This window comes from Microbacterium sp., from assembly GCF_041909575.1.
In the GTDB taxonomy this organism is placed as follows: domain Bacteria; phylum Actinomycetota; class Actinomycetes; order Actinomycetales; family Microbacteriaceae; genus Microbacterium.
The window spans coordinates 1-11,879 of sequence record NZ_JAYRDE010000095.1; the positions used below are offsets into that span (position 1 = coordinate 1).

The window sequence follows — 11,879 nt, forward strand, 5'->3', positions numbered from 1 at the left end:
TGCGCAACCCCCCGGTACCACTGCCGCGCGGGCGGCGCCTCGCCCACAGCGGCCGCTCCGGCGGGGGCGGCGTGCGCGCCGGGGGTGCTCTCGGCGACGTGAGTCGTCCACCGTCCGCCGTCCCACCACCGCAGAACGCCGGATCCGTCGTCGTACCAACCGGGAGGGGTGTCGCTCACCAGGCGATCATATGCGGCAGGAGCGGGCGCTCCGTCGCTTGCAGGACGCGTCCGCGTGTCAGTCCTCGAGGACGTCGATGACCCATGCGCCGTCCACGTCGATCACCGTGTATTCGTACTCGACCTCCTGCGGCTGGGGCGGATCCAGCGGCTCGCCCTCGTCGTCCAGGACGGCGTCGAAGGTCTCGGTGGTGCCCACCACGATCTGTCCACCTTCGGAGGTGATGTCGGTGACCGTGACGACGTAGTCCTGCACGCTCGCGGCGAAGTTGGAGGCCGTGTCCTGGAAGGACGTGCAGTCCGCCAGTCCCGAGCCGGTGCGGAAGTCCTCGCTCGTCGACGCCAGATACGCGTCGCAGTCGACGTCCTGCCAGGCGTCGTCGTACAGCTCCACCGCGGCGACCGCGGCTTCCTCGTCCGCCCCCGACGGCGTCACGCCCGAGGGCGCGCCCGATGATCCGCCGGTCGCGGCGCCGAGGAGGAGCAGCGGGATGACGATCGCCGCGGCGACGACGATCCCGAGCATGACCACGCCGAGCACGACCCACAGGATCCACAGCTTCGACTTGCGCGGCTCGGTCGCCGCGGAGAACGCGCCGGCGGAACCGTCTTCGGGGTAGCCCCCGGGGTATGCGCCCTGCGGCTGATCCGTCGCATACGGCGGGTAGGCGGGCGTCGCCGCTGCGGGCGGCACGCCCAGGCCGAGCGCGGTCGCCGGGTCGACCTCGGCCGGCGCGGGGGCGGCCAGCGCGGGCTCGGCCGTGCGGAGCTCGCCGGCACCGGTCTCACCGGCCTCGTGCGCGGCGACGATGTCGGCCTCCGTCGGCGCGGTCGCACCCTCGATCTCGGGGTCGGGCGCGGCGACGTGCTCCGTCCACTGCTGGCCGTCCCACCACCGCAGCGCGCCGTGTCCGTCGTCGTACCAGCCGGGGGGTGTCGTCGCCATGGTCACACCCTATCCCCGCGTCCGCGCGGCGAGAGGAGGAGGACCGGATGCCTCGAGCCGAGGCATCCGGTCCCTCCTGCTCACTTGGTGGAGAAGGCGGCGTCGAAGGCGGCGGCCGGTGGGGTGATGGCGTTGAGCTTGCGGACGAAGGCGAGGGCTTCGGGGGCACCGGCGAGGCGGTCCATGCCTGCGTCCTCCCACTCCACCGAGGTGGGGCCGTCGTAGCCGATCGCGTTGAGCGCGCGGAACAGCGGCTCCCACGGCACCGCCCCGTGGCCGGTGGACACGAACGTCCAGCCGCGGCGCGGGTTGGCCCAGCCCAGGTGCGAGCCGAGGACGCCGTTGCGGCCGTCCAGGTTCGTGATCGATTCCTTCACGTGCACGTGGAAGATGTGGTCGGCGAAGTCCAGCACGAACGCCACCGGGTCCAGCTGCTGCCACATGAAGTGCGACGGATCGAAGTTCAACCCGAAGCTGGCCCGGTGCCCGATGGCCTCCAGGGTGCGCTTGGCGGTCCAGTAGTCGTACGCGATCTCGGACGGGTGCACCTCGAGCCCGAACCGCACCCCTTCTTCCTCGAACACGTCCAGGATCGGGTTCCACCGGTCGGCGAAGTCCCGGTAGCCGGCGTCGATCCATTCCTCCGACGCGGGCGGGAACATCGCCACCGCCTTCCAGATCGACGACCCGGTGAACCCGTTGACCTGGGTCACGCCCAGCTTCGCGGCCATCCGGGCGGTGTCCTTCATGTCCTCCGCGGCCCGCTGCCGGACACCTTCCGGGTCGCCGTCGCCCCACACCCGGTCCGAGAGGATGTCGCGGTGGCGCTGATCGATCGGGTCATCGCACACCGCCTGCCCGGTCAGGTGATTCGAGATCGCCCACACCTTGAGGCCGTTGCGCTCGAGGATGTCCTTGCGGGACTGCACATACGCGTCGTCATCCCACCGGGAGACGTCCAGATGGTCGCCCCAGCAGGCGATCTCCAGACCGTCGTAGCCCCACTCGCCCGCCAGTCGCGCCACCTCCTCGAACGGCAGATCGGCCCACTGGCCAGTGAACAAAGTGATCGGTCGCGCCATTGCGTCGTCCTTCCTCGGAGATGTGTTCAGACTGTCGGGATCCACGCGCTTCCGCTGCCGGAGCTGCGCTCGACCGCCTCGAGGACGCGCTGCACGTGCAGCCCGCTCTCGAAGGAGGGCTCCGGCTGCGTTCCGTCGGCGATCGCCGTGACGAAGTCGAAGACCTGGTGCGAGAAGCCGTGCTCGTAGCCGAGCATGTGACCGGTCGGCCACCACGGCGCCAGATACGGGTGGTCGCTCTCGGTGACGAGGATGCGCTGGAAGCCCTGCTCCGTGATCGGGAGGGTCGCGTCGTAGAACTCGAGCTCGTTGAGTCGCTCGAGATCGAAGGCGAGCGCACCCCGTGACCCCGAGATCTCGATGCGCAGCGCGTTCTTGCGGCCTGTGCGGAACCGCGTCGCCTCGAACGAGGCGAGTGCGCCCGACTCGAGTCGGCCGGTGAACAGCGCGATGTCGTCGACGGTGACCTGGCCGCGCTCGCTGGTCGCGGTGCCCGACAGTCCCGAGCCCTCGCCGAGCAGCGGACGCTCTCCGACGATGGTCTCGATGATGCCCGAGACGGTGGTGACGCGCTGGCCGGTGATGTACTCGGTGAGATCGACGGCGTGGGCCCCGATGTCGCCGAGCGCTCCCGAGCCGGCACGCTCCTTCTGCATGCGCCAGGTGAGCGGCGCGTCGGCGTCCATGAGCCAGTCCTGCAGGTATTCGGCGCGCACCTGGCGGATCTCGCCGATGCGGCCGGCCGCGACCAGATCGCGAGCGAACGTCGTGGCCGGCACGCGCCGGTACGTGAAGCCCACCATCGAGCGGATGCCTCGCTCGGCCGCGTGCGCGGCGGCGGCGGCCATCTGCTCGGCCTCGGCCACCGTGTTGGCGAGGGGCTTCTCGCACAGGACGTGCTTGCCCGCTTCGAGCGCCGCGATGGCGATCTCGGCATGCGTGTCGCCGGGAGTCACGATGTCGACGACGTCGACGTCGTCACGCGCGATCACCTCGCGCCAGTCGGTGGAGGTCTCGAGCCAGCCCCACTTGCGGGCGGATGCCTCGGCGGTGGCCGCGTTGCGGCCGACGAGCACCGTCATCTCGGGCTCGAGCGAAAGGTCGAAGAAGCGGGGCGCGACGCGCCAGCCCTGCGAATGTGCGGCGCCCATGAAGCCGTGGCCGATCATGGCGATGCGAAGCGTCTCGGTCAACGCGGTCTCCCCTCTCTCGGGAGGTTGGCGCGGGGCGCCCGCCGGTGTGACGGGCGCCCCGCGTTGTCGTCGGGCTTACTCGAAGGAGAGGTCGATGAACTCGTCGACGTTGTCCTTCGTGACGACGGGAGCGTCGAGCACGATGCGGTTCGGGACGCTGGGCGTGACGATGTCGCCGAGCGTCTTCTCCTGTGCGATGAGGCGCGCCAGCGCCACGCCGTCGGCGGCCTGCGTCGACGGGTAGATGACGGTCGCCTTGAGGACGGTGTCATCGGCCTCGATGGCCTCCATCGCGCTCTTGCTGCCCGCGCCGCCGACCATGAAGAACTCGTCGCGACCCGCGGCGTCGATCGCCGCGAGGACGCCGATTCCCTGGTCGTCGTCGTGGTTCCAGATGGCGTCGATCTGCGGGTTGGCCGAAAGCAGCTGCGAGGCGGCTGCCTCACCGCCGGCGACCGTGAAGTCGGCGGCCACGCGGGCGCCCACCTCCAGGCCGCAGTCCTCGAGCGCGTCGGCGAAGCCGTCCGACCGGTCCTGCGTCAGCGGAAGCGAGTCGATGCCGGCGATCTCGGCGACGAAGCCCTCACCGCCGAGCTGCTCGCAGATGTACGTGCCCGCCGCGACGCCCATGCCGTAGTTGTCGCCCAGGATCGTCGAGCGCGCGGCGAACGGGCTGGAGAACTCGCGGTCGACGTTGATGACCGGGATGCCGGCCTCCATCGCGGCGATCGCGGCCTCGGTGAGTGCGGCGCCGTCGGTCGGCAGCAGCACGATGGCGTCGACCCCGTCGTTGACGAACGTCTCGACCGCGGCGATCTGGGCGATCGGGTCGTTGGTGCCCTCGGCCACCCGCAGCTCGACGTCGTCGAAGCTGTCAGCCGCCGCCTGAGCGCCGGAGTTGATGGCGCCGAGCCAGCCGTGGTCGGCCGCGGGGCCCGAGAAGCCGATGACGACCGTGTCGCCCGACTCCGCGTTCTCCTCGGTGCTCGTGCCCTGGTCGACGACGCTCTCCTCGTCCGCGCCGCCGCCGGTGCAGCCGGCGAGAAGTCCGATTGCTGCGACGACTGCGGTTCCGGTGAGGACGAGTCGGGTACGCGCCTTCATGTGTGAGCGCATTGTTTTCCTCCTTGAATGTGATGCAGCTTCACAGCGTGGTTCCGACGGGAAGCTGCCCGCACTCAGGGGGTCCACGCTGACGGGTCTCACCGTAGCAGAAGTGTGCCGGAGTTTGGCACCTTTTGTTTTTGATCCGTCAAAAGTAACGATTGGGCCGCGATCAGGCAGAAGATCGCGCCCATACGCGCGAGGATTCGCTGTGCCCTGGAGGCGCCGCCGGACGATTGGGGCTCGGCAACGGGCCCCTGCCCGTGTTATGTTCAGCGAGTGATCAAAGTTGACCATGAATCGGCATTACTCGACGTCCGAGGCGTGACGAAGGCCTTCGCGGGCGTCAAAGCTCTCCGCGGCGTCGACCTGCAGGTGGTTGCCGGCGAGGTGCACTGCGTCCTCGGCCAGAACGGCGCCGGCAAGTCCACGCTCATCAAGACGCTCGCGGGCGTCCACCGCCCCGACGAGGGCCAGATCACCTGGCTCGGCGAGCCCGTCGAGATCCCCGACCCCGAGTCGGCGATCGATCTCGGCATCGCGACGATGTACCAGGAGCTCGATGTCGTGGACGGCCTCACCATCGCCGAGAACATCTTCCTGGGTCACGAACTCGCTCGGGGCGGGTTCACCAAGCGCTCCGAGGCGGCGAAGCAGACGCGCGAGCTGCTGCGGCGGCTCGGGCACCCGAAGCTCTCGCCGCACACCGAGGTGGGCAGCCTCAGCGCAGCCAACAAGCAGATCGTGAGCATGGCGCGCGCACTCTCGCACGACATCAAGCTCATCATCATGGACGAGCCGTCCGCCGTGCTCGACTCCGAGGAGGTGAAGAACCTCTTCCACGTGGTGAAGGAGCTCACCTCCGAGGGCATCGCGGTCGTCTACATCACGCACCGCCTCGAGGAGATCCGTCAGATCGGCGATCGCATCACGGTTCTGAAGGACGGTCGCACGACGGCGGTCGGCCTTCCGGTCGCCGACACTCCGACGGCGGAGCTGATCCGGCTGATGACCGGCCGCGACGTCGAGAACGTCTTCCCGCCCGCCGTGCCCGTCCCCGCCGAGGCGCCCACCGTGCTCGAGGTCGACGGCCTCGGTCTCGACGGCGTCTTCGAGGACGTGTCGTTCTCGGTGCGCGCCGGAGAGATCATCGGGCTCGCGGGCCTGGTCGGCTCGGGGCGCTCCGAGATCCTCGAGACCGTCTACGGCGCCCGGCGCTCGACCGCCGGCTCGGTCAAGGTCTCCGGCAAGCCGCTGCGCCGGGGGTCCGTCGTCCACGCGGTGCGCGCCGGAGTCGGGCTCTCCCCCGAGGAGCGCAAGAGCCAGGGCCTCGTCCTCGACGAGCCGATCTTCGTCAACGTGACCCTCTCGTCGATGTCGCGGTTCGCCAAGGCGGGGTTCCTCGACGAACGCGCCGAGCGCAAGGTCGCGCGCGAGCAGATCGAGGCACTCGAGCTGCGGCCGGCCGACCCCGACCGCGCTGCCATGACCCTGTCGGGCGGCAATCAGCAGAAGATCCTGCTGGCGCGCTGGCTCGTCCACGGCACGCGAGTTCTGCTGCTCGACGAGCCCACCCGCGGTGTCGACGTCGGAGCGCGTGCTGAGATCTACGCCCTCATCCGGCGCCTCGCCGCTGCCGGCAACGCCATCGTGATCGTCTCGAGCGAGATCGAGGAGGTGCTCGGCCTCGCCGACACCGTTCTCGTCATCGGCGACGGCCACGTGCTCGAAACCCTTCCCGCCTCCCAGATCGACGAGCACGGTGTGCTCGATCTCGTCATGAAAGGAACCGCCGCGTGAGCGAGTCGACCACCACGGGGACCGCAGGCGTCCCCACGTCCAGCGAGGCACCGCCGCCCGCCGGCGCGCCCGACAAGTCCGGCAAGTCCGCCGTGCAGCGGATCCTCTCGGGCTCCGTCGGCCGCAACCTCGGCCTCGTGGCCGCCCTGCTCGTGCTGATCGTCGTCGGCGCCGTCACGGCTCCCGACACCTTCCTCACCGTGAGCAACACGCTGACGATCCTGCGACAGGCCTCGATCATCGGCGTCGTCAGCATCGGCATGACGCTCGTGATCATCTCGGGCGGCATCGACCTGTCGGTCGGCTCGGTGATCGGTCTCGCATCGGTGGTGGCGACCATCGCCGCCGTCCAGGACCTCGCCGACCAGATCCACTGGGTGCTCATGATCGTGCTCGCGCTGCTCGTCGGCCTCGGCGCCGGCCTCATCAACGGCGTGATCATCGCGTACGGCAAAGTGGTCGCCTTCATGGCGACGCTGGCGATGCTGGTCGCCGCACGCGGACTCGCCGAGATCCTCGCCGAGCGCCGCACGCTGCAGGTCGGGGACCGGGGCCTCATCGAGTTCCTCAACGCCGACCTCATCGGCGTCGACATCCTGATCTGGATCTTCGCGATCGTCGCAACTCTCGGCTGGGTGATCCTCAACCGCACCACCTTCGGCCGTCGCACGGTCGCGATCGGCGGCAACCGCGAGGCGGCACGCCTCGCCGGCATCAACGTCAAGCGGCACACGATGTGGCTGTACGCCATCGCTGGCCTCTGCGCCGGCATCGCCGCCGTGATGTACCTCGGCCGCACCACGGCGGGCACCTCCACGCACGGCACGCTCCTCGAGCTCGACGCGATCGCCGCGGTGGTCGTCGGCGGCACGCTGCTGGTCGGCGGTCGAGGCACCATCACCGGAACGGTGTTCGGCGTGCTGATCTTCGCAACGCTGACGAATGTGTTCGTTCAGAACAACCTCAACTCGTCGGCGCAGGCCGTCGTGAAGGGCGTCATCATCGTCGTCGCCGTGCTGCTCCAGCAGCGGTTCGCCAAGCCCACCGGACGAGCGACCTGATCGGATGCCGCAGCCCGGCGCGCCCGACTATTGAACGGTCGTCGGCGCGGGGCTGCGGCATCCCGTTCGAAGTCGGCGAACTTCGGCGCACCTACCGCACAGATAGACTGAAATGTGGCGAAAATGACCATCGAGACGCCGACGAACGTGTCGGGTGTGAGCCAGCTCTTCCAGCTTCTGCGTGATGGCGTTCCGCGCACGCGCGCCGAGCTCGCGAAGTCCACCGGGCTCGCCCGCTCCACGATCGCCGCGCGCGTCGATGAGCTCATGCGCATGGGGCTGATCACCCCGATCGCCGAGACCGTCTCGACCGGTGGGCGCCCGCCGTCGCAGTTCGCCCTCAACCCGAGCGCTCGCCTGGTGCTCGCCGCCGACATCGGCGCCTCTCACGCCACCCTCGCCGTGACCGACCTGGCGGGCAGCATCGTCGCGCAGCACAGCGAGCCGCTGGACGTCACCCTCGGTCCGGAGCCCGTGCTCACCTGGCTGGTCGAGCACGCCCTCGCCCTCCTCGACCGGATCGGGCGCTCGACGAGCGACCTCGCCGCGATCGGCATGGGCATCCCGGGCCCTGTCGAGCACTCGACCGGGCAGCCGGTGAATCCCCCGATCATGCCGGGCTGGGACCGCTACGACGTTCCCGGCTGGGTGCAGCAGCATCTCGACGTGCCCGTGCTCGTCGACAACGACGTGAACATCATGGCCCTCGGCGAGCGCGCCGCCGCCTACCCCGGGGTCGAGCACCTCATGTTCGTCAAGGTGGCCACCGGCATCGGCGCCGGCGTCATCTCGGGCGGAGCGCTGCAGCGCGGAGCCCAGGGCATCGCGGGCGACATCGGACACGTGCGCGTCGCGCGCGGCGCCGGCGTGCCCTGTCACTGCGGAAACCAGGGATGCCTCGAGGCCCTCGCCTCCGGGCCGGCGATCGCCCGTGCACTGCGTGCGCAGGGCGTGGCCGCCGAGAACGGCAACGACGTGGTCGACCTCGTCAAGCGCGGCAACATCGATGCGATCCAGGCGGTGCGCCAGGCCGGACGCGACATCGGCGAGGTGCTGACGACCTGCGTGAGCCTCGTGAACCCCTCCGTCATCGCGATCGGCGGGTCGATGGCCCGCGTGGGAGAGCACCTGATCGCGGGCGTGCGCGAGGTCGTCTACACGCGGTCCATCCCCCTCGCGACCGAGCACCTCTCGATCGCGCAGTCGGCGGCCGGCCCGAACGCCGCGGTGCTCGGTGCGAGCATGCTCGCGATCGAGCACGCGCTGTCACCCGAGACGCTCACTTCGCTGGTGTCGGCTTAGCCTCCGCCGCCTGCGACCGCGCTTCCTCGAGGTCGCCGCGCGAGGCCTCGGCGGGCAGTTCGGACACGGGCACGATGACGACGTCCTGCATCTTCCAGTCCATCTCCGCCAGCGCGCGTCGCGCCGCCTCGATGCGATCGACCGACACCGTGCCCCGCCGCGGGACCACGAACGCCTCGATGTGGAAGACCTGCCCCATGTCGCGGATGCGCACCGCCGCCGACTCGACCCAGGGCTGGGCCTCCAGCGCGGCGACGATGCGCCCGTGCAGCGGGTGCCGCTCCTTGTCGTCGTGCGTGCGGGCGCGCTGATCGATCAGGTCGAGCACCGCCGAGCGGGAGTTGCGGACGCCGTCCCACACGATGCCGATCGAGATGAAGAGCGCGGCCGCGCTGTCGAGCCACCACCAGCCGATCCCGATGCCGAGAACGCCGACGATCGACGCGACCGTGGTCGTCCAGTCGGCCTTCGCCATGTCGGCGTCGGTGAAGAGGACCTTGTTGTGCAGCACGGGGGCGAGCTTCGCCTTGGCCGGGCCGTAGATGAACGGGCCGATCGTGACCAGCGCCATGACGCCGACCATGAACCATCCCATCCACACGGTCTGCCCGAACACCTGCACGGTGCCGATGGCGGGATGCTCCTGCCGCACAAGGCCCAGCACCGCCTCGACGGCGAGGTTGCCGCCGACGACCAGCAGAGCGACGCCGGCGACGAGGTGCCCGGCTGCCATCGCGCGATGCAGGCCGTACGGGAACTTCCGGCTGGGCGGCCGGCGGATCACGAGCAGCGCGATGAGGAACGAGATCTGCGGGATCAGCGAGAGCATGTCCTCGATCCACGCTGTCTTCATCGCCTGCGATCCGCTGACCACCAGCGCGATGAGTGCGATGGTCACGATCGTGTAGCCGATCGTGAACCACTCCCATCTCACCGCCTTGCGCAGCGCGTCCTGCTGTTCGGCGGGGAGGTCGGTGCGTCCCATCGTCTTCATCGGCCCGCCTCCCGGTCGAGGTAGGTCTCGAGCGCCGCCTGCAGCGCGTTCTCGCCGAGCGGCAGGAGCACCGCCACGTCGGCGCCCTGCGACTCCGGGACCCCCGGGTAGCCGCGCGTCACGGAGACCTGCGCCGACCAGGGCGTCGACGCCGTCATCCCCCCGATGGCGAGGTCGAGGCGGCCATCGACCAGACCGTCGACCAGATCTTCCTCGCTGTCGACGGTCCACACGACCTGGGCGTCCCGGGTCTCGGCGAACCCCTCCACGAGGTCTGGGAGCGGGCCGGAGACCTCATCGCCGTCGATGAGCACGAGGTCCCCACTCGGCGAGGCGCCGACGCGCAGCTCGCCCCCGCTGACGCGATCGAGGGTGCCGTCGGGATCGACCGGGAGGCGCAGCCCGCAGCCCGCGAGCCCGGTCGCGGCCACGACCACCGCCGCGAGGGCCGCACCTGCTCGAGCCACGCGTGATCGGCCCGCCGGGGTACGGCCGGCCGGTCGCGCGCGGACGCTGATCACAGGGGCTTTCCCCCCGTCACCGGGAGGACCGCGCCCGAGACGTACGAGGCCGCCTCCGACGCGAGGTAGACGTACGCGCCGGCGAGCTCGGCGGGCTGGCCGGGGCGGCCGAGGGGCGTATCCGTGCCGAAGGTCGCGATGCGCTCGGCGTCCCATCCCGTGGCCGGGATGAGAGGCGTCCAGATGGGGCCGGGAGCGACCGCGTTGACGCGCACGCCCTTCGGGCCCAGCTCCTCCGCGAGCGCTTTGACGAACGCGACCTGCGCGGCCTTCGTCATGGCGTAGTCGATCAGTCCCGGAGAGGGGTTGAAGGCCTGCACCGACGATGTGACGATGATCGAGCTCCCCGGCTTCAGGTGCGGCACCGCCTGCCGGGCCGTGTAGAGGAGGCCGTACAGGTTCGTGCGGAAGACGCGGTCGAACTCCTCGCTCTCGAGGCTCGCAAGCGACTCCCGGTCCTTCTGGTAGGCGGCGTTCAGCACGACGATGTCGAGGCCGCCGAGCGCGGCCACCGCGTCGTCGACGATGGACGTCGCGAACGCCTCGTCGCGCACATCCCCGGCGAACGAGACACCGGTGGCACCGGCATCCGTCACGTGGGCGATGGTGTCGTCGGCGTCCTCCTGCTCCTTCGGCAGGTGGGCGATCGCGACGTCGGCGCCCTCCCGCGCGAACGCGATGGCCACCGCCCGGCCGATGCCCGAGTCGCCCCCGGTGATGAGCGCGCGCCGTCCCGTCAACCGGCCCGCGCCGACGTAGGACTCCTCGCCATGGTCGGGTTCGGGGCGCATCTGGTCGGTGAGGCCGGGCTGCTCCTGTTCCTGCGCGGGGAATCCGCCCTCCGGGTACTTGTCGCGGGGGTCGGTCTGAGTGTCGGTCATCGCACGCTCCTTCTCGGTCTGATCCGACGCTAGGAAAGCGCGGCGCCAGGCCGGAAGGGGCTTGACGACGGAGCGCGAACCGGGAAGCCGCCGGCGAACGGCCTAACGCCCACGCCATCGCATGTCAAGGGCATCGGCGCCTGGCCGCGGCCGACGCATGCTGAGGGGGTCGCTCGAGGAGGCGCTGATGGAACCCAAGAACTGCGGCGCGCTGGAAGTGCGCCGCGTCTCGTCCCGCGAACTGATCGTGCACGACCTGTCGTACCCGCTCGACGACTCCCGGAGCGTCGTCGCGCGCGTCCGGGAGACCGACGATGACATCGTCGAGGTCGAATGGGTGCGGGACACGAACCTGCCGTTCGTCTACCTGTGCGCGGAAGACGTGCTGGATGACCTCATCCGCCACCGTGAGGCCGGAGCACGCTCACGCCGGCCGGAGGAGATCCCGCATCTGCCGCCGATCAGCCGGCGCGCGCCCCGGCCGCAGGCCGTGTGACCGGGCGCGACGGGCTCGATGGCGTATCGCATCGGCACATCCGGGTGGAGCTATGACCACTGGAGGGGAGTCCTCTACCCGCCGGGCCTTCCCGTCGGGCAGCGCCTCGCCCGGTACGTCGAGGAGTTCGACACCGTCGAACTGAACGCCAGCTTCTACCGCTGGCCCGGAGCCGCGCGCTTCCGCGAGTGGCGCCGGCGGCTGCCGGAAGGCTTCGCGATGGCCGTCAAAGCTCCGCGCGGGCTCACCCACGCCAAGCGGCTCTACGGTCCGGAGGCGTGGGCGGAGCGGATCGTGGAGGGGTGGCGGGCGCTCGGCGA

At 70.2% G+C, this 11,879-nt stretch carries 13 protein-coding genes; 5 read left to right on the forward strand and 8 right to left on the reverse strand.

Annotated features, from left to right (window positions below; all coding sequences use genetic code 11):
* From ACE3O1_RS12180 to ACE3O1_RS12200, 5 genes are all read right to left on the reverse strand, one after another.
* Positions 1–179 (reverse strand): DUF2510 domain-containing protein (locus tag ACE3O1_RS12180; protein ID WP_374315416.1); only part of this gene is annotated, 179 nt, incomplete at its 3' end.
* Positions 180–237: 58 nt separating this feature from the next.
* Positions 238–1,125 carry a DUF2510 domain-containing protein gene (locus ACE3O1_RS12185; RefSeq protein ID WP_374315398.1) on the reverse strand — a complete coding sequence of 296 codons (888 nt, stop codon included), beginning with the start codon at positions 1,123–1,125 and terminating at the stop codon, positions 238–240.
* 80 nt (positions 1,126–1,205) lie between these two features.
* Positions 1,206–2,207 (reverse strand): sugar phosphate isomerase/epimerase family protein, encoded by a 1,002-nt coding sequence (locus tag ACE3O1_RS12190; RefSeq protein ID WP_374315400.1) that lies wholly within the window; start codon positions 2,205–2,207, stop codon positions 1,206–1,208.
* Between the two features lie 26 nt (positions 2,208–2,233).
* Positions 2,234–3,376: a Gfo/Idh/MocA family protein gene (locus ACE3O1_RS12195; protein ID WP_374315418.1), complete on the reverse strand. Its 1,143-nt coding sequence runs from the start codon at positions 3,374–3,376 to the stop codon at positions 2,234–2,236.
* 99 nt (positions 3,377–3,475) lie between these two features.
* Positions 3,476–4,516, reverse strand: coding sequence for a substrate-binding domain-containing protein (locus ACE3O1_RS12200; protein WP_374315402.1), 1,041 nt, complete (start codon positions 4,514–4,516; stop codon positions 3,476–3,478).
* Positions 4,517–4,828: 312 nt separating this feature from the next.
* Between ACE3O1_RS12200 and ACE3O1_RS12205 the strand changes: the two genes are divergently transcribed.
* The 3 genes from ACE3O1_RS12205 to ACE3O1_RS12215 all read left to right on the forward strand — a co-directional run bounded on the left by ACE3O1_RS12205 (position 4,829) and on the right by ACE3O1_RS12215 (position 8,667).
* Positions 4,829–6,304: a sugar ABC transporter ATP-binding protein gene (locus ACE3O1_RS12205; RefSeq protein WP_374315404.1), complete on the forward strand. Its 1,476-nt coding sequence runs from the start codon at positions 4,829–4,831 to the stop codon at positions 6,302–6,304.
* The gene (locus ACE3O1_RS12210) at positions 6,301–7,365 is read left to right on the forward strand and encodes an ABC transporter permease (protein ID WP_374315406.1); all 1,065 of its coding nucleotides are present in this window, start codon (positions 6,301–6,303) and stop codon (positions 7,363–7,365) included. Before ACE3O1_RS12205 ends, ACE3O1_RS12210 begins: the two co-directional genes overlap by 4 nt.
* 123 nt (positions 7,366–7,488) lie before the next feature.
* Complete coding sequence (locus tag ACE3O1_RS12215) at positions 7,489–8,667, forward strand: ROK family protein (protein ID WP_374315408.1); 1,179 nt, start codon at positions 7,489–7,491, stop codon at positions 8,665–8,667.
* Here ACE3O1_RS12215 and ACE3O1_RS12220 read toward each other — a convergent pair.
* From ACE3O1_RS12220 to ACE3O1_RS12230, 3 genes are read right to left on the reverse strand one after another with little or no spacing between them, the layout of a single operon-like run.
* Positions 8,645–9,661, reverse strand: coding sequence for a cation diffusion facilitator family transporter (locus tag ACE3O1_RS12220; RefSeq protein WP_374315410.1), 1,017 nt, complete (start codon positions 9,659–9,661; stop codon positions 8,645–8,647). The two genes, ACE3O1_RS12215 and ACE3O1_RS12220, sit on opposite strands and share 23 nt — an antisense overlap.
* Positions 9,658–10,128: a hypothetical protein gene (locus ACE3O1_RS12225; RefSeq protein WP_374315412.1), complete on the reverse strand. Its 471-nt coding sequence runs from the start codon at positions 10,126–10,128 to the stop codon at positions 9,658–9,660. The genes ACE3O1_RS12220 and ACE3O1_RS12225 overlap by 4 nt, the downstream gene beginning before the upstream one ends.
* Positions 10,129–10,178: 50 nt before the next feature.
* Positions 10,179–11,063 carry an SDR family oxidoreductase gene (locus ACE3O1_RS12230; RefSeq protein ID WP_374315413.1) on the reverse strand — a complete coding sequence of 295 codons (885 nt, stop codon included), beginning with the start codon at positions 11,061–11,063 and terminating at the stop codon, positions 10,179–10,181.
* A 187-nt stretch (positions 11,064–11,250) separates the two neighbouring features.
* On the opposite strand from ACE3O1_RS12230, the gene ACE3O1_RS12235 reads away from it, so the two are divergent.
* Positions 11,251–11,559: a hypothetical protein gene (locus ACE3O1_RS12235; RefSeq protein WP_374315414.1), complete on the forward strand. Its 309-nt coding sequence runs from the start codon at positions 11,251–11,253 to the stop codon at positions 11,557–11,559.
* A gap of 18 nt (positions 11,560–11,577) precedes the next feature.
* On the forward strand, positions 11,578–11,879 hold a 302-nt coding region (locus ACE3O1_RS12240; RefSeq protein WP_374315415.1), incomplete at its 3' end, for a DUF72 domain-containing protein.